Annotated in this window: 18 protein-coding genes and 2 pseudogenes; 16 read left to right on the top strand and 4 right to left on the bottom strand. The window is 63.3% G+C overall.

Annotation, left to right across the window (positions count from 1 at the left end):
- Positions 1 to 7: 7 nt before the first annotated feature.
- Together VQ044_RS11235 and VQ044_RS11230 are read left to right on the top strand one after the other, a co-directional pair.
- Positions 8 to 1111: a phosphotriesterase family protein gene (locus VQ044_RS11235; protein WP_327624662.1), complete on the top strand. Its 1104-nt coding sequence runs from the start codon at positions 8 to 10 to the stop codon at positions 1109 to 1111.
- Positions 1112 to 1127: 16 nt separating this feature from the next.
- Positions 1128 to 1895, top strand: coding sequence for a glutamine amidotransferase (locus VQ044_RS11230; RefSeq protein ID WP_327624663.1), 768 nt, complete (start codon positions 1128 to 1130; stop codon positions 1893 to 1895).
- 28 nt (positions 1896 to 1923) lie between these two features.
- Here VQ044_RS11230 and VQ044_RS11225 read toward each other — a convergent pair whose 3' ends face one another.
- Complete coding sequence (locus VQ044_RS11225; RefSeq protein ID WP_327647257.1) at positions 1924 to 2823, bottom strand: ribokinase; 900 nt, start codon at positions 2821 to 2823, stop codon at positions 1924 to 1926.
- 23 nt (positions 2824 to 2846) lie between these two features.
- Between VQ044_RS11225 and VQ044_RS11220 the strand changes: the two genes are divergently transcribed.
- Entirely contained in the window at positions 2847 to 3701 is an 855-nt protein-coding gene (locus VQ044_RS11220) for a BtpA/SgcQ family protein (RefSeq protein ID WP_327647256.1), read from the top strand.
- The gene (locus VQ044_RS11215) at positions 3698 to 4357 is read left to right on the top strand and encodes a TenA family protein (RefSeq protein ID WP_327647255.1); all 660 of its coding nucleotides are present in this window, start codon (positions 3698 to 3700) and stop codon (positions 4355 to 4357) included. Before VQ044_RS11220 ends, VQ044_RS11215 begins: the two co-directional genes overlap by 4 nt.
- Positions 4358 to 4576: 219 nt before the next feature.
- On the opposite strand, the pseudogene VQ044_RS11210 reads toward VQ044_RS11215, so the two are convergent.
- A pseudogene (locus tag VQ044_RS11210) lies at positions 4577 to 4774 on the bottom strand (transposase); the annotation flags it as partial.
- Positions 4775 to 5154: 380 nt separating this feature from the next.
- Between VQ044_RS11210 and VQ044_RS25640 the strand changes: the two are divergent.
- Entirely contained in the window at positions 5155 to 5472 is a 318-nt protein-coding gene (locus VQ044_RS25640) for a DUF6538 domain-containing protein (RefSeq protein WP_442872901.1), read from the top strand.
- Here VQ044_RS25640 and VQ044_RS11205 read toward each other — a convergent pair.
- Complete coding sequence (locus VQ044_RS11205; RefSeq protein ID WP_327624667.1) at positions 5423 to 5860, bottom strand: PA2169 family four-helix-bundle protein; 438 nt, start codon at positions 5858 to 5860, stop codon at positions 5423 to 5425. The genes VQ044_RS25640 and VQ044_RS11205 overlap by 50 nt on opposite strands.
- Positions 5861 to 6169: 309 nt before the next feature.
- Between VQ044_RS11205 and VQ044_RS25635 the strand changes: the two are divergent.
- Positions 6170 to 6298, top strand: a pseudogene (locus VQ044_RS25635) (IS481 family transposase); the annotation flags it as partial.
- Positions 6299 to 6330: 32 nt separating this feature from the next.
- Here VQ044_RS25635 and VQ044_RS11200 read toward each other — a convergent pair.
- The gene (locus VQ044_RS11200) at positions 6331 to 6783 is read right to left on the bottom strand and encodes a BLUF domain-containing protein (RefSeq protein WP_327647253.1); all 453 of its coding nucleotides are present in this window, start codon (positions 6781 to 6783) and stop codon (positions 6331 to 6333) included.
- A gap of 220 nt (positions 6784 to 7003) precedes the next feature.
- Here VQ044_RS11200 and VQ044_RS11195 point away from each other — a divergent pair, with 220 nt between their 5' ends.
- The 10 genes from VQ044_RS11195 (at position 7004) to VQ044_RS11150 (ending at position 19406) form a co-directional block, all read left to right on the top strand.
- On the top strand, positions 7004 to 7861 hold the full coding sequence (locus VQ044_RS11195) for an IclR family transcriptional regulator (protein ID WP_327647252.1): 858 nt from the start codon (positions 7004 to 7006) through the stop codon (positions 7859 to 7861).
- Positions 7862 to 7905: 44 nt separating this feature from the next.
- Positions 7906 to 9069: a zinc-dependent alcohol dehydrogenase gene (locus tag VQ044_RS11190; RefSeq protein ID WP_327624670.1), complete on the top strand. Its 1164-nt coding sequence runs from the start codon at positions 7906 to 7908 to the stop codon at positions 9067 to 9069.
- Between the two features lie 21 nt (positions 9070 to 9090).
- Positions 9091 to 10008 carry an FAD binding domain-containing protein gene (locus VQ044_RS11185; protein WP_327624671.1) on the top strand — a complete coding sequence of 306 codons (918 nt, stop codon included), beginning with the start codon at positions 9091 to 9093 and terminating at the stop codon, positions 10006 to 10008.
- Positions 10001 to 11881 carry a molybdopterin-dependent oxidoreductase gene (locus tag VQ044_RS11180; RefSeq protein ID WP_327647251.1) on the top strand — a complete coding sequence of 627 codons (1881 nt, stop codon included), beginning with the start codon at positions 10001 to 10003 and terminating at the stop codon, positions 11879 to 11881. Before VQ044_RS11185 ends, VQ044_RS11180 begins: the two co-directional genes overlap by 8 nt.
- A complete protein-coding gene (locus VQ044_RS11175; RefSeq protein ID WP_327647249.1) occupies positions 11881 to 12891 on the top strand; it encodes a xanthine dehydrogenase family protein molybdopterin-binding subunit in 1011 nt (336 codons plus the stop codon). The genes VQ044_RS11180 and VQ044_RS11175 overlap by 1 nt, the downstream gene beginning before the upstream one ends.
- A gap of 124 nt (positions 12892 to 13015) precedes the next feature.
- Positions 13016 to 13981: a Bug family tripartite tricarboxylate transporter substrate binding protein gene (locus VQ044_RS11170; protein WP_327647248.1), complete on the top strand. Its 966-nt coding sequence runs from the start codon at positions 13016 to 13018 to the stop codon at positions 13979 to 13981.
- Between the two features lie 30 nt (positions 13982 to 14011).
- Positions 14012 to 14527, top strand: a complete 516-nt coding sequence (locus VQ044_RS11165; RefSeq protein ID WP_327647247.1) for a tripartite tricarboxylate transporter TctB family protein — start codon at positions 14012 to 14014, stop codon at positions 14525 to 14527.
- Positions 14528 to 14536: 9 nt separating this feature from the next.
- Positions 14537 to 16051 carry a tripartite tricarboxylate transporter permease gene (locus tag VQ044_RS11160; RefSeq protein ID WP_327647246.1) on the top strand — a complete coding sequence of 505 codons (1515 nt, stop codon included), beginning with the start codon at positions 14537 to 14539 and terminating at the stop codon, positions 16049 to 16051.
- Positions 16044 to 17942, top strand: coding sequence for a thiamine pyrophosphate-dependent enzyme (locus VQ044_RS11155; RefSeq protein ID WP_327647244.1), 1899 nt, complete (start codon positions 16044 to 16046; stop codon positions 17940 to 17942). The genes VQ044_RS11160 and VQ044_RS11155 overlap by 8 nt, the downstream gene beginning before the upstream one ends.
- Positions 17943 to 17954: 12 nt before the next feature.
- A complete protein-coding gene (locus VQ044_RS11150) occupies positions 17955 to 19406 on the top strand; it encodes an NAD-dependent succinate-semialdehyde dehydrogenase (protein ID WP_327647283.1) in 1452 nt (483 codons plus the stop codon).

Raw genomic sequence — 19406 nt, 5'->3', positions numbered from 1 at the left:
GGGTCTCATGTCCCTATCGGATAACGGCGAGCGATCCGCGGCCCATGTCGGGTCGGGCCAGGTGATGACCGTGAATGGGCCGGTGCCGGTTGCAACGCTCGCGACCACGCTGATGCACGAACACATCCTCAACGACTGCCGCTGCTGGTGGAACCGGCCGACGGAGCCGGACCGTCAGCATCTCGCGACGTCGCCGGTCCATCTCGGGATCATCGGCGAACTCAGGATGGACCCGTTCGTCAATCTGCACAATTGCGCCCTGGACGACGAGATGCTGGCCATCGCGGAACTCGACCGTTTCGTCCGGTTGGGCGGCAGGACCGTGGTCGATCCCACCTGCCGGGGCATCGGCCGCAACCCTCAGGCGCTGTGTCGGATCGCCAAGGCGACCGGCCTCAACATCGTGATGGGTGCCGGCTATTATCTGCAGTCCTCGCATCCGCCCGAGGTCGCCTCGCTCTCGATCGACGCCATCGCCGACGAGATCGTCGCGGAGGCGCTCGTCGGCGTCGACGGGACGCATGCCAGGATCGGCCTGATCGGCGAGATCGGCGTCTCGTCCGATCTCACCGCCGACGAGGAGAAGAGCCTGCGCGGTGCGGTACGTGGCCAGGCGCGCACCGGCCTGCCGCTGATGGTGCATCTGCCCGGCTGGTTCAGGCTGGCGCACAGGGTTCTCGACATCGTCGAAGCGGAGGGCGGCGACGTCGCCCATACGGTGCTGTGTCACATGAACCCGTCCCATGACGATTTCGCCTATCAGGACGAACTCGCCAAGCGCGGCGCGTTTCTCGAATACGACATGATCGGGATGGATTTCTTCTATGCCGATCAGGGCGTGCAGTGTCCCTCGGACGAACAGAACGCGATGGCGATCATGCGGCTGATCGAAGCCGGTCATCTCGATCGCATCCTGCTGTCACAGGACGTCTTCCTGAAGATGATGCTGAGCCGGTACGGCGGCTTCGGCTATGACCACGTCCTGAAGAATTTCGTGCCTCGCCTCAAACGGCACGGGGCCAGCGACACCACCATCGACACCCTGTTGGTCGCCAACCCGGCCCGCGTATTCGCGTCGGCATCGCAACCGCTCTCTCCATCGCGACCTTGAAGGAGTACCCGATCAAATGACGAAAAAAATCCTCCTTGTCGGCGAAAGCTGGGTCAGCTCCGCGACCCATTACAAAGGCTTCGACCAGTTCGGCAGCGTCACCTTCCATCTCGGCGCCGAACCGCTTGTCGCGGCGCTTAAGGGCTCGCAATTCGAGCTCGTCTACATGCCGGCTCACGAGGCGGTCGACAAATTTCCCTACGAGCTGGCGGGATTGGCCGAGTACGACGTCATCATCCTGTCGGACATCGGGGCGAATTCGCTGCTGCTGCCCCCGGATGTCTGGCTGCACATGCGCACGGTACCGAACCGGCTGAAGCTGATCCGCGAATGGACACTCGGCGGCGGCGGCTTGCTGATGTGCGGCGGTTACTTCTCGTTCCAGGGGATCGACGGCAAGGCTCGCTGGGGCCGCACGGCGGTGGAAGAGGTTCTGCCGGTCACCTGTCTTCCCTATGACGACCGCGTCGAAATCCCCGAGGGCGCGCGTGCCGTACCGGTCGCTTCGTCCGACCATCCCTTGCTTACGGGCCTTAGCGGCGAATGGCCCGTACTGCTTGGTGTGAATGAGGTGCGCGCCAAGGAGGGCTGCGAGGTCGTGGCGCGTCTCCCGGACGAGCAGGGCGGCCATCCGCTTCTGGTCAGCGGGACCTTCGGAAAGGGCCGAAGCATCGCCTGGACCTCGGACATCGGCCCCCACTGGCTGTCGCCGGCGTTTTGCGAATGGGACGGCTACGGCAGGCTGTGGACGAACATCCTCGGCTGGCTGACCGAGGCGCGCTGATGGCCATGTCAAGCGACCCGAGCAACGCTTATCGTCTCCCAAGCAAGGCCGACAGTTCGGCACGGGTCGGAAAGGCCGATCGCGTGCCGGGGCGTGTGATGGTCAGCGCGGCGGCTCGTCCCGCGCATTCCAGACTGGCGCGGTCGATCCGCATTCCGGTTTCGGCGATCGCTGCGACGAGAACGGCGAGAAACGTGTCGCCGGCGCCCGTCGTGTCGATGACCGTGCAGGGTTCGGCCGGGACATGCTGCACCGAATTCGCGTCGCAGAGGAGGGCGCCATCTCCGCCAAGGGTGACAATGACGCAGGGAATACCGGCGGCGACCAGCGCCCGCCCCGCTGCCTCCCGGTTGCGCCCGGTGAAGAATTCGGCCTCGCCGTCATTGGCGACCAGCAGGTCGACCAATGACCAGAGTTCGGCGAAATCGGCATGGGCCGGGGAGGGATTGAAGACGGTCGTCAAGCCCTTCGCTCTTCCATGCGCGAGCGCGAACGCGGTGACATGTGTCGCCAGATTGCCCTGCAGGAGCAGAATGTCGCCAGGTTCTGCGTCGGACAGCGCGGCGACGATATCGTCGCGTACGAGACTTTCCGCCGCCTGTGTGGTCGTCACAATCGAATTGTCGCCGCTCGCCGCGGAGAGAATGATGGAGACGTCGGTCGGAACGGATGCCTGGTGCAACAGGTCGAGCGGCACGCTCTCGTTCTCGAGTTCGCTCTTCAGCCACACCCCTCGCTCGTCGTCGCCGATGGCGGCCAGCAGCCTGATGGGAAGGCCCGCGCGGGCAAGAACGATCGCCTGGTTCGCGCCCTTGCCGCCGATATCGCGGGAGATCTGCCGCCCGAGGATGGATTCCCCGATTTTTGGCAGGACCCCGATCTTGAACGTCTCATCGGCCGCGACATTGCCGATAACATAAACAGTCATCACGATCTCAAGTTGGAATCAATATGCAGATTATATCTACAGAAAAACGAAGTGCAATATCCGAAATCTTCAAAAGAAATAAAGTAATAATCGGAGTTGTTCATTGCAAAGCCTTTCCCGGCGCACCCAATTTCCGGAATGGAAACATCACATCGGTCTATGACGCGGCGATGCGCGATGCCGAAGCTTACGTCGCCGGCGGTGTGCACGGGTTGATTATCGAAAATCACGGCGACATCCCGTTCCTGAAGCCGGATCTCATCGGCCCGGAGACCGCGGCCTTCATGAGCGTCGTCACCGACCGGGTCAGGCGGGAGATCGGCGTGCCGCTCGGGATCAACGTGCTTGCCAACGCCGCTATCCCGGCGCTAGCGATCGCCTTGGCCGGCGGCGCCGACTTCATCCGCGTCAACCAGTGGGCCAACGCCTATGTCGCGAACGAAGGAATCGTCGAGGGCGCCGCGGCGACCGCGCTGCGTTATCGCGCCCAGCTTCGCGCCGACAATGTCCGTGTCTTCGCCGACAGCCACGTGAAGCACGGCAGCCACGCCATCGTCGCCGACCGCTCGGTACCCGAACTGACCCGCGACATCGACTTTTTCCAGGCCGATGCGGTGATCGCCACCGGTCAGAGGACGGGCAACACCGCTACGCTGGAGGAGATCGACGAAGTGCGCTCCGCGACGCGGCTGCCGCTATTGGTGGGAAGCGGCGTGACCGAGGCGAATGTCGACACGATTCTTGCGCGCACCGAGGGCGTGATCGTCGCGAGTTCCCTGAAGGAGGGAGGCGTTTGGTGGAATCCCGTCGAAAAAAGCCGGGTGGAAGCTTTCGTTAACGCGGCGAGGAGGCAGATCGAGGCAGGGGAGCAGGCGTGACGCGACAGAGTCTCGATTTTGGCGATCAACTGGTCGCCGATCACACGGTTCTCTGGGACAGGATGCAGTCGCATCGGTTCGTCCTGGACATCGAGGCGGGGCTGCTGCCCGCGGCGGTGTTTTGCCGTTACCTCGTCTATGAGGCCGAATTCGTCGCGACGGCCGTCAGGATCTTCGCGCTCGCGGTCGCCAAGGCGCCGACGCTCCGCGAACAGACTTGGCTCGTCGGCGTTCTCAAGGCTCTGACCGACGAGCAGATCGGTTACTTTCGGGCGACCTTCGATGATCTCGGCATCGATCCGGAGCGATACGACCGTGACGACCCGAGGGTGACCGACTTCGACCGGGGCATGCTGGAGATCGCCGAGACGGGAGGTTTCGCTGACATCGTCACCGCGATGTTCGCCGCCGAATGGATGTACTGGCACTGGTGCACGAAGGCCGCACAGGCGGAGATCGCCGACCCGGTGCTGAAGCGGTGGATCGATCTGCACGCGGCAGAGGGTTTTGCGGACCAGGCCCGTTGGCTGAAGGCCGAGGTCGACCGGCACGGGGAAAACGCCTGCGAGAGCGAACGGGAACGGCTATCGCGGCTGTTCGGTAACGTTCTGAAGCTCGAGATCGCTTTTCATGACGCCGCGTATGGCGACGGTTGATGCCGGCATGAGACGGCAAAGGCGAGACGCAGTCCTTGGAACAGACCCTTCGTTCCGTCTTGGGATGGGCGTCCCGGCCAGCGCAACGCCGAGAACATGAAACCAACGATCCCGGCAACCGGATGAAAAATCAAAGGCAATATCCCGGTCGTGTCCCATCCCGTGGTGTAACTGACGTTTGGCCTCGCGGATCGCGGTAGCGCCAAGCAGATCAGACGGTCATGCAGCAGGCAGGCTGAGGACGGGATCATCGCAGACGGGAGCGAGCGTTTCCAGCGTCATGTAGCGCGAGCGCTGGGCGGCCCATTCCTCGTTCTGCTCCAGGAGGATGGCGCCGACGGTCCGAAGGACGGTGATGGCCTTTTCGTTGGGAAAGATGCCGACCACGTCCGTGCGCCGCTTGATATCGCCGTTGAGCCCCATTGATCACGGCGTGATCGCCCAGGCGATGTGCAAGAAAGCCGAGAATTTCGAAAAACGGCAATCCAATTCGTGACGATATGCGAACGGCTTTCCGCGTTTATCAGGGGAGTTCAGACGCTCTTCCACCGGTCTTCTGGCGCTACGGCATCCTGAGGCACTGGATTCGTCCACCGACGTCGAGTTGCTGTTCTAACCGCCACACCCTGCTATCACAGGAGGGTCGGAATTTCTGGCGATAAGTACGCTGGATCAATGGCTTGAGCGAGAATCGGGGTTCGAATCCCCCGTCTCCGCCATGCCTAAGCCATTGATTCATCGTCTCTGAGACGCGCGGATTCTCCACCTTCTGTCACAGCGCCCTGTCACATTTTTTTGTGGGCGTTTGTTACTTGCAAGTTTCCCTCGCACCCTTCGTCACGAGGCGCGGATCGGTCTTCTGGTTGCGCAAGCCGGTTCCGGTCGATCTGGTCCTGCGCCTCGATAGGTCGGATATCCGGCGATCGCTTCGAACCAGCAACTGCCGCACCGCCGAAACTTGTCGTGCCGCTGACGGCCCACTCCGGTCGTTGGACGAAGGTGCTCGTCTGCGCACGGGCGAGGGCGATGTGCCCTCGCCCACGCGGCTCCTAGGAGAGCCTCATGTCAGTCGAACTGCTTTTCAAGCCGGTCGGCGAGCCGCTCGCCGGCGCTGATCTCGGCATGCGCGCGTTCGACCACGCTCCGAGTCTCGGGGGTGAGTTCAGCGTGTTCGAGCGCCTCCCGAAACTTCTTCGCGATGTAATCTTCGCCTTCCTCCACCCGCTCTGCCGCCGATTTGTTGCTGTCTTGGAACGCGTCGGCCAAGCTAGTGAAGGCACGGTGTGCGGCCCCCATGGTGCTGCCGTTTTCATGTCTATTGCCACCGAGACGAACAATCTCGTCGTTCAGCATACGCACAGTCTCACGGCGTTTAGCCGCCTGCTCGTGCAAGGTCTGTTTCAGTCCCGGGTTCTTCGCCTTCTCAGCAGCCGTCTCATACCCCAACGCGCTGTCTACAGCGGTATCGGTGAGTGTCTCGATCGTCGAAATTGCGTTGGTCACTACCATACTCCTTGGATCTTTTTTCAGTTCGATTACGTGAACGATTAAGTAGACGGAACGATCCCGTTTGCGTGATGGGGGAGGCTGGTAGAGAGAGGCAAGGAGGACCGGCTCGCCTGGAACTGCGCGCTGAATAGACCTGAATAGCCCCGGTTTTCGTGGACGCCCTCGGGTTAGATTTCCTACTGCCGTTCGAAATCGACGGGAGACAGCATCCCGTTTCTGGCGTGCTTTCGCTTCCGGTTCGCGGAGCAGATTCTTGACCTCCCCCGTGGTGGCGCCACGAGTTGAAGGACAAGCCGCGCAGGGGGCGCCCGCAATATCCCGGAGCTTCTGATCAGGAAGCTTGCCGGCGACGTGCGCATCCCGGCCACGAGTACCGTGCATGCGGTCGTGGATCGGCATGGTCTTGCTGCGCGTAGAGGCCGCCCGGACCGCAAGTCCCGAATAGGAAGCGGTCGCCAGTGAAATCAGCGGCCGTCTTCGCGCGGCTCGGTTGCCCAGAAATCCTTGAGAAACTCGAGGGAGCGATGGGCCTCGCCGGCTTGGCAACGCGCGTGGAAATGATCGCTCCCCAGATCCGCAAAGGCCGGATACCCGGCGAGGCTTTCGGCTGTGGCGTTCTGGAAGGCCATCGACCAGTCGGCGAAGTCGCGTTCGGGTTTCTCGCCCTCTTCGATGACGATCTTGGTGTGATGACGCGGATCGGCAAAGATCGTCGTGCGCAGGGTTTCGATCGCGCCACGGTCGCCCTCGAGAAGCTGCATGAAGCTGCCGCGCCGGCCGTCCCTGCCGCTGGCGAACAGCAACATCCCCGAAATGTCGTGAAGCGGATTGTAGCTTCGGCTCTTCGCCAGGATCGCCTCGAGATCCGCTGGGCTAAGACCCTGCCGGGCCTGGCTGACATAAACCAGATAATTCACCAACGCCCCAGCTCCCGCCGATTTTCCGCCTCTGAGCCTCTGCCATTCCGGTGGAGTGGAAGCAAAGTCTGTTACCGGACACGATATAGACTACAACAAAATCCGTTCAAATTTCACATTGTGAAAAGCAATTTGACGATGTGGATTTTATTTGACGATCAAACGACATCGCCCGTAGGCTGCGACCAAGTTGAAGAGAGGGGCCGACGGCCTTCCAAAAATGAGCGAAGCCGAACCAATGTCGTCCTCTCCCGCCAAGCCCAAGGACAAATATGAAGAGCCCGCCGGCGCCGGCAAAAAGAAGTCGGCGGAGGGGCGGGTCATTCAATCGGTGGACCGGGCCCTGAAGCTGATCGAAGTGATTGCCGGCAAGGATCGTCCGATTCTGCTGAACGAACTCGCCAGGGCGGCCGAGTTGAATTTGTCGACCTGCCATCATCTGGTGGCGACGCTGGTGGCGCGCGGCTACGTCATTCATGCCGGGCGGAGCCGCGGCTATATGCTCAGTTCGAAATTGGCGGATCTGGCGGCGCTCGCCAGTCGCGAGTTCGATCTTTGCGAATTCGTCCACGACGAGTTGCAGGCGCTGAATGTCAGCTTGCGCGAAAGCGTCCAACTGGCGGTGCTGCGCGATTCCATTTTGATGACCCGGCTCAAGTTCGGCTCGCTGATGCCGACCCATGTGGAGCCGGACGAGGTGAAGAAGATGCGCGCGGCGCATGCGACGGCGACGGGCAAGGCGATCCTCGCCTGGCTGCCCGAGACCGAGCTGGCGCGCGTGGTCTCCAACAGCGGTCTGACGCCATTCACGGCGAGCACGATCACTTCGCTGTCCGCGCTCATCGAGGAATTGCGCATCGTGCGTCGTTCGGGCTTCGCCGTCGACGATGAGGAGCTGGAGCCGAACGTCATCTGTTACGGCGCGGCGTTGCGCGACGGCAGCGGCGCGGTGCTCGGCTCGATCAGCGTTTCGATCCCGAAGAGCAGGGCAACCACCGAATACCGCGCGCACATGATCCGCGCGGTGATCGAGTGCGCCGGCAAATTATCCAACAGGCTGCGTGTCGGCCAATTTTAAGAGCAACCGTTTCTGTCAGTTGCGACGTCGTGGGAGGAGAAGACATGGCTATGGAAGAAGGTGTGAAGACCCATCCGGATTATCCGGTTCCGGAGACCATGAAAGCCTGGGTTCTGGGCGATCCGGGGCAGCTGACCTTTGTCGACAAGGCCGTCCCTTCGCCGAAGAAAGCGGAGGTCCTGGTCCGCATCGATGCCGTTGCCATCTGCGCCACCGATCTTGAGATCATTCACCACGGTCCGCCAGCGCAGATCGAGGGCGGCGCGCCGTTCAACAAGAACTTCACGCCGGGCCACGAGTATATGGGAACCGTGGTCGCGCTCGGGCAGGGCGTCGACGAATACGCCATCGGTGAGCGCGTGACGGTCGAGATTCACGCCGGCTGCGGCCAGTGCAAGCGTTGCCGGCAGGGCATGTATACGTCCTGCCACAACTACGGCAAGAACTACGGCAACGTCGACAAGGGCCATCGCGCCAACGGTTTCACGACCGATGGCGGCTTCTGCGAATACCAGGTGAACAACATCAACACCCTGGTGCATGTCGCCGATGACATGAGCGATGAGGAGGCGACGCTCGTCGTCACTGCCGGAACCGCGATGTACGGCCTGACCGAGCTCGGCGGTCTCGTAGCGGGCGAAAGCGTCGTCGTCAGCGGGCCGGGCCCGATCGGCCTGCTGGGTGCCGCCGTCGCCAAGGCGCTCGGCGCGCAGCCGGTGATTTTGACCGGAACCCGCGACAACCGGCTCGAGATCGGCAAGCGCCTCGGCGCCGACCACGTCATCAACGTGCGCAATGAAGACCCTGTCGAGGCCGTTCGTCGGCTCACCGACGGCAAGGGCGTCGACTATGTGGTGGAATGCTCGGGGGCACCGAATGCGGTCAACGAGGCGGCGCAGATGCTGAACCGCGGCGGCAAGATCTGCCTGGCAGCCTTCCCGAGCGCGCCGGTGCCCGTCGACGTGGCCTATCTGGTTCGCAACAACATCTACGTTTACGGCATCCGGGGCGAAGGCAAGGGCGCGACACACCGCGCCGAGGCCTTCATGCGCCAGAAGCGCTTCGACGCCACCCAGATCCACACCCACACCTTTCCGATGGAAAACCTGCCGGAGGCGCTGCGCTACGCCAAGGACCGCGTGGAAGACGCGATCAAGGTGGTGGTCCGCAACAAGCAGGCGCAAGCCCAGTCGATCGCGGCGGAATGATCAGGATCGAAGGTCGAGATAATGTTGTCCTTTGAGGAATACGTCACGCCGCGCGGCCTGCGGGAAGCGCTGGAGACAGTCGGCAAGCTTCCCGCGGACGGCAAGGTCATCGCCGGGGCGACCGACGTCCTGCCCTATGCCCGCGAGGGCCGGGGCGGAGACGTGCATTATTCGATCGTCGTCGATCTGAGCCGGGTCCGCGAGTTCCAGGGTTACGAACACGTCGGCAACCGGGTTCGGCTCAACGCGAATGTCGCCTTTCAGGCCTTTCTGACCGACGCCGTCCTGCGCGAGCATCTGCCCTGTATGCCGTATTGCGCGATCTGGTTCGCCGACGACCAGGTGCGCGAACAGGCGACGCTGGCGGGCAATATCGCCAATGCCTCTCCAGCGGCGGACGGCGTGCCGCCGCTGCTCGCGATGAACGCGGATGTGGAGCTTGCGTCTCTGGAAAACGGCGACATCCGCCGCCGGACGCTGCCGATCGGCGACTTCATCCTTGGTCCCGGCCGCACCGCACTGCGAGCCGGTGAACTGATCACCGCCGTGATCTGTGAATCGATGCGCGGCTATGGCGGCTCGTTTCAAAAAGTGGGCCAGCGACGCTCCCTCGTCATATCCAGGGTGTCGGCCGTCGCGCTGGTCAAGACCAACGCCGCCGGCAACGTCTTTGAAGACGTTCGGCTGGCGCTCGGCGGGGTCGGTCCTGTGCCCGTCCGGCTGCACGATATCGAGACCATGCTGATCGGCCAGCCCATCACCCGCGAGCTGGTGGCCGAAGCCAGCGTGTTGCCGGCCGAGCGCGTCGCTTCGCGCTCGCGTGTCGCCTATCGCCAGCGGGTCGTGCGGGGCTTTGTGGAGGCCGCGCTGGAAGACGCGCTCGTCGCGTGCGGCGCGCCGGTTCCGAATGCACAGCAGAGGGAAGCAGCTCATGTCTGACCGCGTCCTGACCATGACCGTCAACGGCCGCAAATTCGCCCGGCCGCTCAATGGCAGCTACCGCCTGCTCGATTATCTGCGCGAGGAGATCAACCTCACCGGAAGCAAGGAAGGTTGCGGCGCCGGCGAGTGCGGCACCTGTTCGGTCTTCGTCGACGGCAAGCTGGTAAAATCCTGTCTCATGCCGGCGGTGAAGGCTGACGGGGCGGACATCCAGACCATCGAGGGGCTCGCGCCGCGCGGTGAGCTGACCACCCTGCAGCAGGCCTTTCACAAGACCGGCGCCAGCCAGTGTGGCTACTGCATCCCGGGCATGGTGATGGCGGCCACGTCCGCACTGCGCGAAAACCCGTTCGCTGACCTCGAAGAGATCAAGGAGCGCCTCGGCGGAAACATCTGCCGCTGTACGGGCTACACGAAGATCTTCGAGGCGGTTGAACTGGCCAGGGATGTCATGAATGGCCGTCTTCCCGCCACCGCGCTCGATGAGGACGGCGCTGGCGCGTCCTATATCGGCAACAATGTCCGCCGGCTCGATGCGCCGAGCAAGGTGTCCGGCGCGCTGAAATACGCCGGCGACATGACGATGCAGGACATGCTGCACATGCAGGTTCTGCGCAGCCCGTATCCCCATGCGAAGATCCTCTCGATCGACACGTCCGCCGCCGAGGCGCTGGACGGCGTGGAATGTGTGATCACGCACGAGGATGTGCCCGGTTTGGACGGGTTTGGCGTCTTCGTCCACGACCAGCCGGTGATGGCGCGCGAAAAGGTGCGTTACGTCGGCGAAGCCGTCGCGGCGGTCTCGGCCGAGACCCAGGAGATCGCGCGCAGGGCGCTTGGGCTGATCAAGGTCGCTTACGAGGAACTGCCGGGCGTCTTCGATCCCGAGGAAGCGATGCGGCCCGGCGCGGTCGTCGTGCACGACACTGCCCAGGACAATGTCGTCAAGCACATCCCCATCCGCAAAGGCGATGTCGAGCGGGGCTTTGCCGAGGCCGATGTCGTCGTCGAGAACAGCTATTCGACCCAACAAGTCGAGCACGCCTATCTCGAGCCGGAGGCGGGCCTTGCCTATGTCGATCACGACGGCGTCGTGACCGTCGTCTCCCCGAGCCAGAACATCACCCACCATCGCCACATGCTGTCGACCATCATCGATAAGCCGATCAACAAGGTCCGCTTCATCATGAGCCCGGTCGGCGGCGGCTTTGGCGGCAAGGAGGACATGATCTACCAGGGCATGCTGGCGCTTTCCGCCATGAAGAGCGGACGCCCTGTTCGGATTGTCTTCACCCGCGAGGAATCAATCATCGCGACGGCCAAGCGCCACCCTTCGAAGGTGACCTACAGGATGGGCCTAAAGAACGACGGCACGATCACGGCCGTCTCGTTCAAGATGATCAGCGACGGCGGCGCCTATGGCATGTCCACCGAAGGCGTCATGCGCAAGGCCGCGATCCTGTCGCTCGGGCCATACGACATCGCCAACACGCGGATCGACACGTTCGGCGTCTACACCAACAACACGCCGTCCGGCGCGTTCCGGACCTTCGGCGCCATGCAGGCGCAGTTCGCCACCGAGTCACACCTCGACATCTGTGCCGAAAGGCTCGGTCTCGATCCATTCGAGATCAGGCGCCGGAACATGATGACGGTCGGGTCACATACGCACACGGGGCAGCGGCTCGATACGGTCTCCATCGGCGAGGTGCTGAAAACCGCGGAGGCGTTCTGCCGCTGGGAAACGGGCGCGCCGACGAGCCGCGGCGCCACGCGGTCGGATCTCGGCGGTCCCGACACGCGCCAGCTCTGCACCCTCGGTGCTCGTTTTCGCCAAGCGGCGGCGGATGACAAGCAGGAGGTTGCCTGATGAAGCGCTGGGCGAGGGGCCGCGGCATGGCCGCATCCTGGTACGGCATTGCCCGTACCGCGACGATCGACCGGGCGGGCGCCTGGGTGGAAATGGATGATGGCGGCACGGCGAAGGTGGTCACCGGCGTCACCGAGATCGGCGAGGGCATCTTGACGGTGCTCGCGCAGGTCGCCGCCGAAGAGCTCGGCATCCGGCCTGATGATGTGACGATCGGCGATAACGATACGGCGCGCTCGCCCGAGGCGGCGCATGCCGGCGCGACGCGCCAGACCTACATGATTGGCAACTGCGTCGCGATCGCATGCCGCGACGCCCGCGCCAAGCTCGATGCCGAACTGGCCGATCATTGGCAGGTCGACGCCGCGACGATCAAGGCGTTCGACGGTGAAATCTGGGCCGAGGGCACCAACAACCGGATAACCGTCGACGAGGCGGTTGCTCTTTGCAAGAAGCGGGGGGTCGTGCCGGTCGGCTCCGGCTCGTTCACGGCGCACGGCACCGGTCTCGATCCCGTCGACGGCTCCGGCGCTCCCTGGCAGGCCTATGTCTTTGGCTGCCAGGTGGCGGAGGTCGAAGTCGACACCCTGACGGGCGAGGTTCAGGTGCTGGGCATGTGGGCCGTTCACGACGTCGGCCGTGCGATCAATCCTCGCGGTGTGGAGGGTCAGATCGAAGGCGGCATCGTGCAAGGGTTGGGCCAGGCGCTGATGGAAGACTATCAGCTCGATAAGGGTCACACGACCACCCACGGCTTCTCCAAATATATCCTGCCGACGTCGCTCGACATTCCGCAGATCAACACGATGCTGGTGGAAGACCGCGACCCGCGCAGCCCGCTCGGCGCCAAGGGCATCGGCGAACCGGCGCTGGTGCCGACGGCGCCTGCAATCATGAACGCCATTTACGACGCGATCGGCGTGCGCATCACCGCGCTGCCGGCAACACCGGAATCCATCTTGCAGGGTTTGGAAGAGAAAAAATCCGCCAAACTGGAGATGGCCAACTGACGGCCCCGACAGTGCTCTCGGGCCGGCCGGACAGGATTCGTCCGGTTTGCCGAGTGTGCGTCCGGAGACGTTGAATTTCATCGCGGCGGGAGGTCGCCGAGCGCATTACTGGGAGGAGAACAACATGCATTCGTTCAAATTTGGCGGGGGGCTTATCGCCGCCGCGCTGGCGGCCGTCACACTCGCCGGAAGTCTTCCAGCCCGGGCCGAGTATCCGGAAAAGCCTGTCGAAATGACCGTCCTGTTCGGCGGCACGGCCAACACCACGGCGCAGCTTCTGGCGGAGCTGATGTCCCGGGAACTCGGTTCTCCGGTCGTGCCCGTCGCCCGCACCGGCGGGGGTGGCGCGATCGGCTATGCCCACGTCCAGTCGACCCGTCCTGACGGCTACAATATCGTGTGGAACTCCAACTCCATCAACACGACGTATCACCTCGGCAATCTGCCGTTCAACTATGAGGAATTCGCACCGATCGCCCAGGTGTCGGTCGAAATCCCGGTCCTCGCGGTGAATGTCTCGACGGGCTGGAAAAGCCTCGACGAGATGGCCAAGGCCGTCAAGGAAGGCGGCAAGAAGATCAATGTCGGCATTTCCGGCAAGGGCTCGTTCACCCATCTGACGTCGGCAGCCCTGTTCGACGCCATGGGCATCGCCGATCAGGTCAACTACGTCTCTTACGGGGACGGCAAGGCGCCCGTCGAATTGCTGGCCGGTCGTATCGATGCCGCCATCCAATGGCCGGGCCAGTTTCTTTCCTATGTCCAGTCCGGTGACCTGACTGTCCTCGGTTCAACCGGGGCAGAGCCGGTCAGCGTTCTACCCGATGTGAAGACGGCCAAGAGCCAGGGCTACGACATCGACATCTCGATGTGGCGTGGCTTGGCTGCGCCCAAGGGAACCCCGGACGACGTGCTCGCAAAGCTGGAGGCGGCGGCCAAGGCAGCGGCGGAGTCGGACGAATTCATCGCGGCTTCCAAGAACATCGGGTTCGAGCCGGCTTTCAAGGGGCGTTCTGAGTTCGGCGAGACCATCGCGCGCGATGACGAGTTCTATGCCGCGCTCCTCAAAGAACTGGGAATGACGAAATAAGCCGGCAGAGCCTGTTTCGGGGAGCGACCGATGTCGGAAAAAACACGCGATGTCGTAACCGGCATGCTGCTTCTGACCCTGTCTTTGGTCTGGATACTGATTGTCTGGCGTACGATACCGCCGGGCACGGGAGGCGGGGACGTTGGTCCCCGCGCTTTCCCGCTCCTCCTGGGCGCGTTGCTGGCGGTCTTCTCGCTGTGGCTGACCATTGCGGCGCTGGGCAAGCGGCGGGACGAAGCCGTGACGCCGGGGGCAGAGGGGGCGATCAATGAGGCTGAGACGGCAGGCGCCAACGGAGCTGCCGGTCTCGTCGCGGCGATCCTGACAGTCGCGCATCTTCTTGCCTACGGATTTTTGATGCAGCGCATTGGCTTCGTTCTCGCCACGCTCGTGACTGTCGCGTCGATCATGCTGGTCTGCACGAACGACCGGTCGCCGTTGCGCATCGGAGCCATGAGCGTCGGCATCACCTTCGCCTGCTGGCTGATCTTCGGAAAGATCCTCGGCGTCTATCTGGCGACCGGCTCGTGGATCAATTTGGGTTGATGGCCTGACATGGACAGCTTTCTGACAGCGGCAGCGATCGCGCTTCAGCCCGAAAGCCTCGGCGCGGTGGCGCTTGGTTCGCTCATCGGTCTGATTTTCGGATCCATCCCCGGACTGACCTTCACGGTGGCGTTGGCGCTGGCGCTCCCGCTGACCTTCGGCATGGAGTCGGTGCCGGCCATCGGCTTGCTGCTCGGCACCTATATCGGCGGCATGACCGGTGGGTCGGTTTCGGCAATTCTGCTCGGCATTCCCGGCACGCCGTCGGCCGCGGCGACTGTCATCGACGGTTATCCCATGGCCAAGACGGGGCGCGCGTCGATCGCGCTCGGCATGGCCGTGATCGTTTCCACCTTTGGCGGCATCTTCAGCCTGATCGTGATGGTCGTGTCGGTGAATCTGGTCTCGCGCATGGCCATGTCCTTCGGCCCGGCCGAAATCTTCGCTCTGGTCGTGTTCGGACTGTCGACGATTTGCGGCATGGCCGGCAAGTCGATGTTGCGCGGGCTGATCGCCGGGCTGCTCGGACTGATGGCGATGACCATCGGGCTCGACGTCCTGGATGGTGTGCCGCGCATGACCTTCGGCACGACGAGCATGCTGCAGGGCGTCAACCTACTCGTCGCCATGATTGGTCTGTTCGCCGTCCCCTTCATCATCCAGGTCTTCGAGGAACACCGCAGGGGCGTCGCGCCTCCCGCGCAGATGAGCGATATCCGCGCCGAGCTGCCGTCCTTGCGGCTGATCGCCAGCAATTTCTGGCTGATGGTCCGCTGTTCGACCATCGGGACCGTCATCGGCGCCATCCCCGGTACCGGTGGCCCGATCGCCTCCTTCCTCGCCTATGATCATGCCAAACGCTTTTCCAAGGATCCGTCCCGCTTCGGCAAGGGAGCGATCGAGGGTGTCGTCGCGCCGGAAACCGCGAACAACGCCGTGACCGGCGGGACCATGATCCCGCTTCTGTCACTCGGCATCCCTGGCGATCCGGCGACCGCAATCGTCCTGGCCGGCATGCAGATCCATGGCATCGTGCCGGGACCGGCGCTGTTTCTCAACCACCAGACGGAAGTCTACGGAATCTACGTCTCGATCGTCGTCGCCTATGTCGCGATCCTGTTCATGCAACTGCTTGGCATCCGGCTGTTCGTCCACGTGCTGAGAGTGCCGCCCCGATTGATGGCGGTTCTCATCATCGTTCTGTGCGGCATTGGAGCCTTCACCGTGCGCAACAGCATCTTCGACATCTACACAATGGCGATCGTCGGGTTGCTCGCCTACGCGGTGATCAAGGCCGAAATTCCCGTGACCCCGATCATCCTCGGCTTGGTGCTCGGGCCGACGCTGGAAGGCGAATTCCGCACGGCCATGAACCTCTCGGGCGGTGATCTCGCCATCTTCTACACGTCGCCGACCGCGCTGCTCTTCTTCGGTCTGGCGGCGTTCATCATCGCGCTGCAGGTGTCGGGAGAATTTTTCGCCAAAAGACGGAATAGAATGAAAGTCGGAGCCAGCAATGCTTGAGAGTAAGTTCGGATCCGGGGACGAGGAAAGCGAAATTCGGGAAAGGGCGGGGCTTCTTGCTCGCCACGACGGCGTCGATGCCGCTTTCGCCGCGGGCGATATGACGATGCCGATCGAGACGAGCTTGTCCGAGGCACTGGTCATCGGGCTGCTGAAGCAGGGCGTGACGCACTACTTCGCGATTTTCGGGCACGGGTCGACTGATCTGGGAAATGTCCTGAGAATTTACAGTGAGGCCGGCGTCGTCACGGTGATCAATTGCCGCAACGAGGTCGAGATGGCGCATGCGGCCACCGCGCATGCCTGGCAGTACGGCAAGACGCCGGCCGTCATTACCTCGATCGGGCCGGGCGGCCTTCAGGCCATGGCCGGCTCGCTGGCCGCCGCGTCCAACGGCGTCGGCGTCTACCACATCTATGGTGACGAGACGACGCGCGGCGAAGGCTACAACATGCAGCAGGTGCCGAAACCCGAACAGGGGATCTTCGGCAAGATCACGGCGCTGATGGGCCAGTCCCACACCTTGCATACGCCGGAATCCCTGCGGGAGTGCATGCGCCGCGGGACCAACTGCGTGCATCACCCCTACATGCCGGGCCCGTTCTTCATCTTGCTGCCCATCAACACGCAGCCGCAATCGATGAAGGTGAATGTCGATACGTTTCCCGGCCGCATGGCGCTTCCGGCCGTGGCGCCGGCCGGTCTGGAAGTCTATGAGGCGGCGGCGGCCCTGCTTGCCCGTCACCGCAAGATCGTGATCAAGGCGGGTGGCGGAACCCGCGGGCATGCTTCCGTGGTACGCGACCTCGCCGAGGCGATCGGTGCCGCGGTTGTGCTTTCGCCGGGCTCGACCGGCGTGTTGCCGGACGACCATCCGCAGAACATGCATGTCGGCGGATCGAAGGGCACGATCAGCGGAAATTTTGCCATGGAGGAGGCCGATCTCGTCGTCTTCATCGGCTCGCGCGGTGTCTGCCAGGCCGATTGCTCCGGCGTTGGCTATCCCAATGCCAGGGCCGTCATCAACATCAATGGCGCGATCGGCGATGTCACCCACTATGCCAATACGTTGCCTCTGCCCGGCGATATCACTTGCGTCGCTGCGCGACTGCTCGATGTCCTGCGCGAAAAGAGGGCCCTGAAAGACGATCGCGGCGAATGGTTGCGCCTTTGCGCCGACAAGAAGGCCGTCTGGAACGCATTCAAGCGGGAGCGGACAAGTGCCGCACCACTCGATGATGCGGTCTGGAAGCAGGCCGTGTTGACGCAGCCGGCGGCAATTCACACCGTCGCCGAATTCGCCAAGCGGATCGGAGCCGCCAAGTTCTTCGATGCCGGCGATGTCCAGGCCAACGGCTTTCAGATCGTCGAAGACGACATCGTCGGCGATACGTTCACCGAAACCGGCGCATCCTACATGGGCTTTGCCGCCTCGGCGCTGCTGGGGTCCGCCGGCGTGGAGGGGGCACGTTACGGCATAGCCTTCACCGGCGACGGCTCGCTCATGATGAACCCGCAGATCCTGATCGATGCGGTCGAGCACGGCGTGAAGGGCATGATCGCGCTGTTCGACAATCGCCGGATGGGGGCCATAACCAGCCTGCAATACGCCCAGTATGGGGTGGAATTCCGCACCAACGACAGTGTCGCGGTGGACTATGTCGCAATGGCCGGCGCTTTTGCCGGCGTAAAGGCCCTGTTCGGCGGCACGACGCGGGATACTCTGCGGGCGGCGCTTGACGAAGCCCATGCCCATGACGGCCTGTCGCTGGTGCATATCCCCGTCTACGCCGGTCGTGACCCGATCGCGGAAATGGGAGCCTATGGCTCCTGGAATGTCGGCAACTGGGTCGATGACGTCCAGGCCCGCTATCTCGAACAGAAAATCTGAATGGAATCGGCCATGTATCGTGATCTGGAACTCTACATCGACGGCACCTGGCGTGGTGCGTCGAACGGCGCGACGCGGGCGGTCACCGATCCGGCCACGGAAGACACGCTCGGCTCCATCGCCGCGGCGACCGAAGCCGATATCGACGCCGCGTTGACGGCGGCTCGGGCCGGCTTTTCCGTCTGGCGCCGGGTCGGAACCTGGGAGCGCGCCAAGCTGATCCGCAAGGCCAGCGACCTCATTCGCGAACGCGCCGACGAGATCGCGACATTGATGTCGGTGGAAACCGGCAAGCCCCTGGCTGAAGCCAAGGGCGAGGTGAACGCGGCGGCCGATCAGTTCGAGTGGTATTCCGAAGAGACCAAGCGCATCTACGGCCAGATCATCGAGAGCCGCACGGCCGATAGCCGCATGGCGGTGATTCATCAGCCCGTCGGTGTCGTGGCGGCGTTCTCCGCATGGAATTTTCCGGCCCTTCTGCCCGCCCGCAAGATCGCCGCCGCGCTCGCCGCGGGCTGCAGCATCATCATCAAGCCGGCCGGCGAGGCACCCGCCTCTTGCGCGGCGTTGGTGCGAGCCTGTCACGACGCCGGCGTCCCGAGCGGGGTGGTCAATTTCCTTACCGGCCAATCCGACATGATCGCCCGGCGCCTGATCGCGTCGCCGATCGTGCGCAAGGTCTCGCTGACCGGTTCCGTTCCGGTCGGCAAGCAGATCCTGCACCTGGCCGCCGACGGCGTGAAGAAGGTGTCGATGGAACTGGGCGGCCACGCCCCGGTCGTCGTCTTCGACGACGTCGACGCCGAAAAGGCCGCGGAGGTCTGTGCCAATACCAAGTTCCGCAATTGCGGCCAGGTCTGCATCTCGCCGACGCGTTTCTACGTCCACGAGTCGAAATACGAGGCCTTTGCCCGCCGTTTCGCTGAAGTCGCGAAATCCCTGAAGGTCGGACGCGGCATGGAGGAGGGGGTCCAGATGGGGCCGCTCGCCAATCGGCGTGGACTGGAGACGATCCAGGAGCTCGTCGAGGATGCCAGGCAGCGCGGCGCCGAGGTTTTGGCCGGCGGCAGCGTTCCGGCCGAGGCCAATCGCGGCTTCTTCTTCGAGCCGACCGTCCTTGGCCACGTTCCCGACGATGCCCGCATCATGCGGGAGGAGCCGTTCGGGCCGGTCGCGCCACTGACCACCTTCACGAGTTACGACGAGGTGATGGAGCGGGCCAATGCGCTGCCTTTCGGCCTTGCCGGCTACGTCTTCTCCAACGATCTGCGAACCGCGACGCGGGCCTATGAAGATCTCGAGGTCGGCATGGTCGGCGTCAACGAGATGTTGCTCGCGACCGCGGAAGCGCCGTTCGGCGGCGTCAAGGAAAGCGGCATGGGGCGCGAGGGCGGCTCCTTCGGCATCGGTGATTATCTCGAGACGAAATACGTCAAGATCAAGCTGGAAGAGCGGGCGCGCTGA

The sequence above is a fragment of the Aurantimonas sp. C2-5-R2 genome, assembly GCF_036549495.1.
In the GTDB taxonomy this organism is placed as follows: domain Bacteria; phylum Pseudomonadota; class Alphaproteobacteria; order Rhizobiales; family Rhizobiaceae; genus Aurantimonas; species Aurantimonas coralicida_A.
The sequence above is the reverse complement of the archived record's forward strand: the minus strand, read 5'-3'. Positions and strand labels throughout refer to the sequence as shown.

Coding starts and splice junctions, on each gene's coding strand:
- VQ044_RS11230 (WP_327624663.1), top strand. CDS start 1,128: ATGACGAAAAAAATCCTCCTTGTCGGCGAAAGCTGGGTCAGCTCCGCG.
- VQ044_RS11180 (WP_327647251.1), top strand. CDS start 10,001: ATGTCTGACCGCGTCCTGACCATGACCGTCAACGGCCGCAAATTCGCC.
- VQ044_RS11175 (WP_327647249.1), top strand. CDS start 11,881: ATGAAGCGCTGGGCGAGGGGCCGCGGCATGGCCGCATCCTGGTACGGC.
- VQ044_RS11220 (WP_327647256.1), top strand. CDS start 2,847: ATGCAGATTATATCTACAGAAAAACGAAGTGCAATATCCGAAATCTTC.
- VQ044_RS11190 (WP_327624670.1), top strand. CDS start 7,906: ATGGCTATGGAAGAAGGTGTGAAGACCCATCCGGATTATCCGGTTCCG.
- VQ044_RS11150 (WP_327647283.1), top strand. CDS start 17,955: ATGTATCGTGATCTGGAACTCTACATCGACGGCACCTGGCGTGGTGCG.
- VQ044_RS11160 (WP_327647246.1), top strand. CDS start 14,537: ATGGACAGCTTTCTGACAGCGGCAGCGATCGCGCTTCAGCCCGAAAGC.
- VQ044_RS11225 (WP_327647257.1), bottom strand. CDS start 2,823: ATGACTGTTTATGTTATCGGCAATGTCGCGGCCGATGAGACGTTCAAG.
- VQ044_RS11195 (WP_327647252.1), top strand. CDS start 7,004: ATGAGCGAAGCCGAACCAATGTCGTCCTCTCCCGCCAAGCCCAAGGAC.
- VQ044_RS11170 (WP_327647248.1), top strand. CDS start 13,016: ATGCATTCGTTCAAATTTGGCGGGGGGCTTATCGCCGCCGCGCTGGCG.
- VQ044_RS11235 (WP_327624662.1), top strand. CDS start 8: ATGTCCCTATCGGATAACGGCGAGCGATCCGCGGCCCATGTCGGGTCG.
- VQ044_RS11185 (WP_327624671.1), top strand. CDS start 9,091: ATGTTGTCCTTTGAGGAATACGTCACGCCGCGCGGCCTGCGGGAAGCG.
- VQ044_RS11155 (WP_327647244.1), top strand. CDS start 16,044: ATGCTTGAGAGTAAGTTCGGATCCGGGGACGAGGAAAGCGAAATTCGG.
- VQ044_RS11165 (WP_327647247.1), top strand. CDS start 14,012: ATGTCGGAAAAAACACGCGATGTCGTAACCGGCATGCTGCTTCTGACC.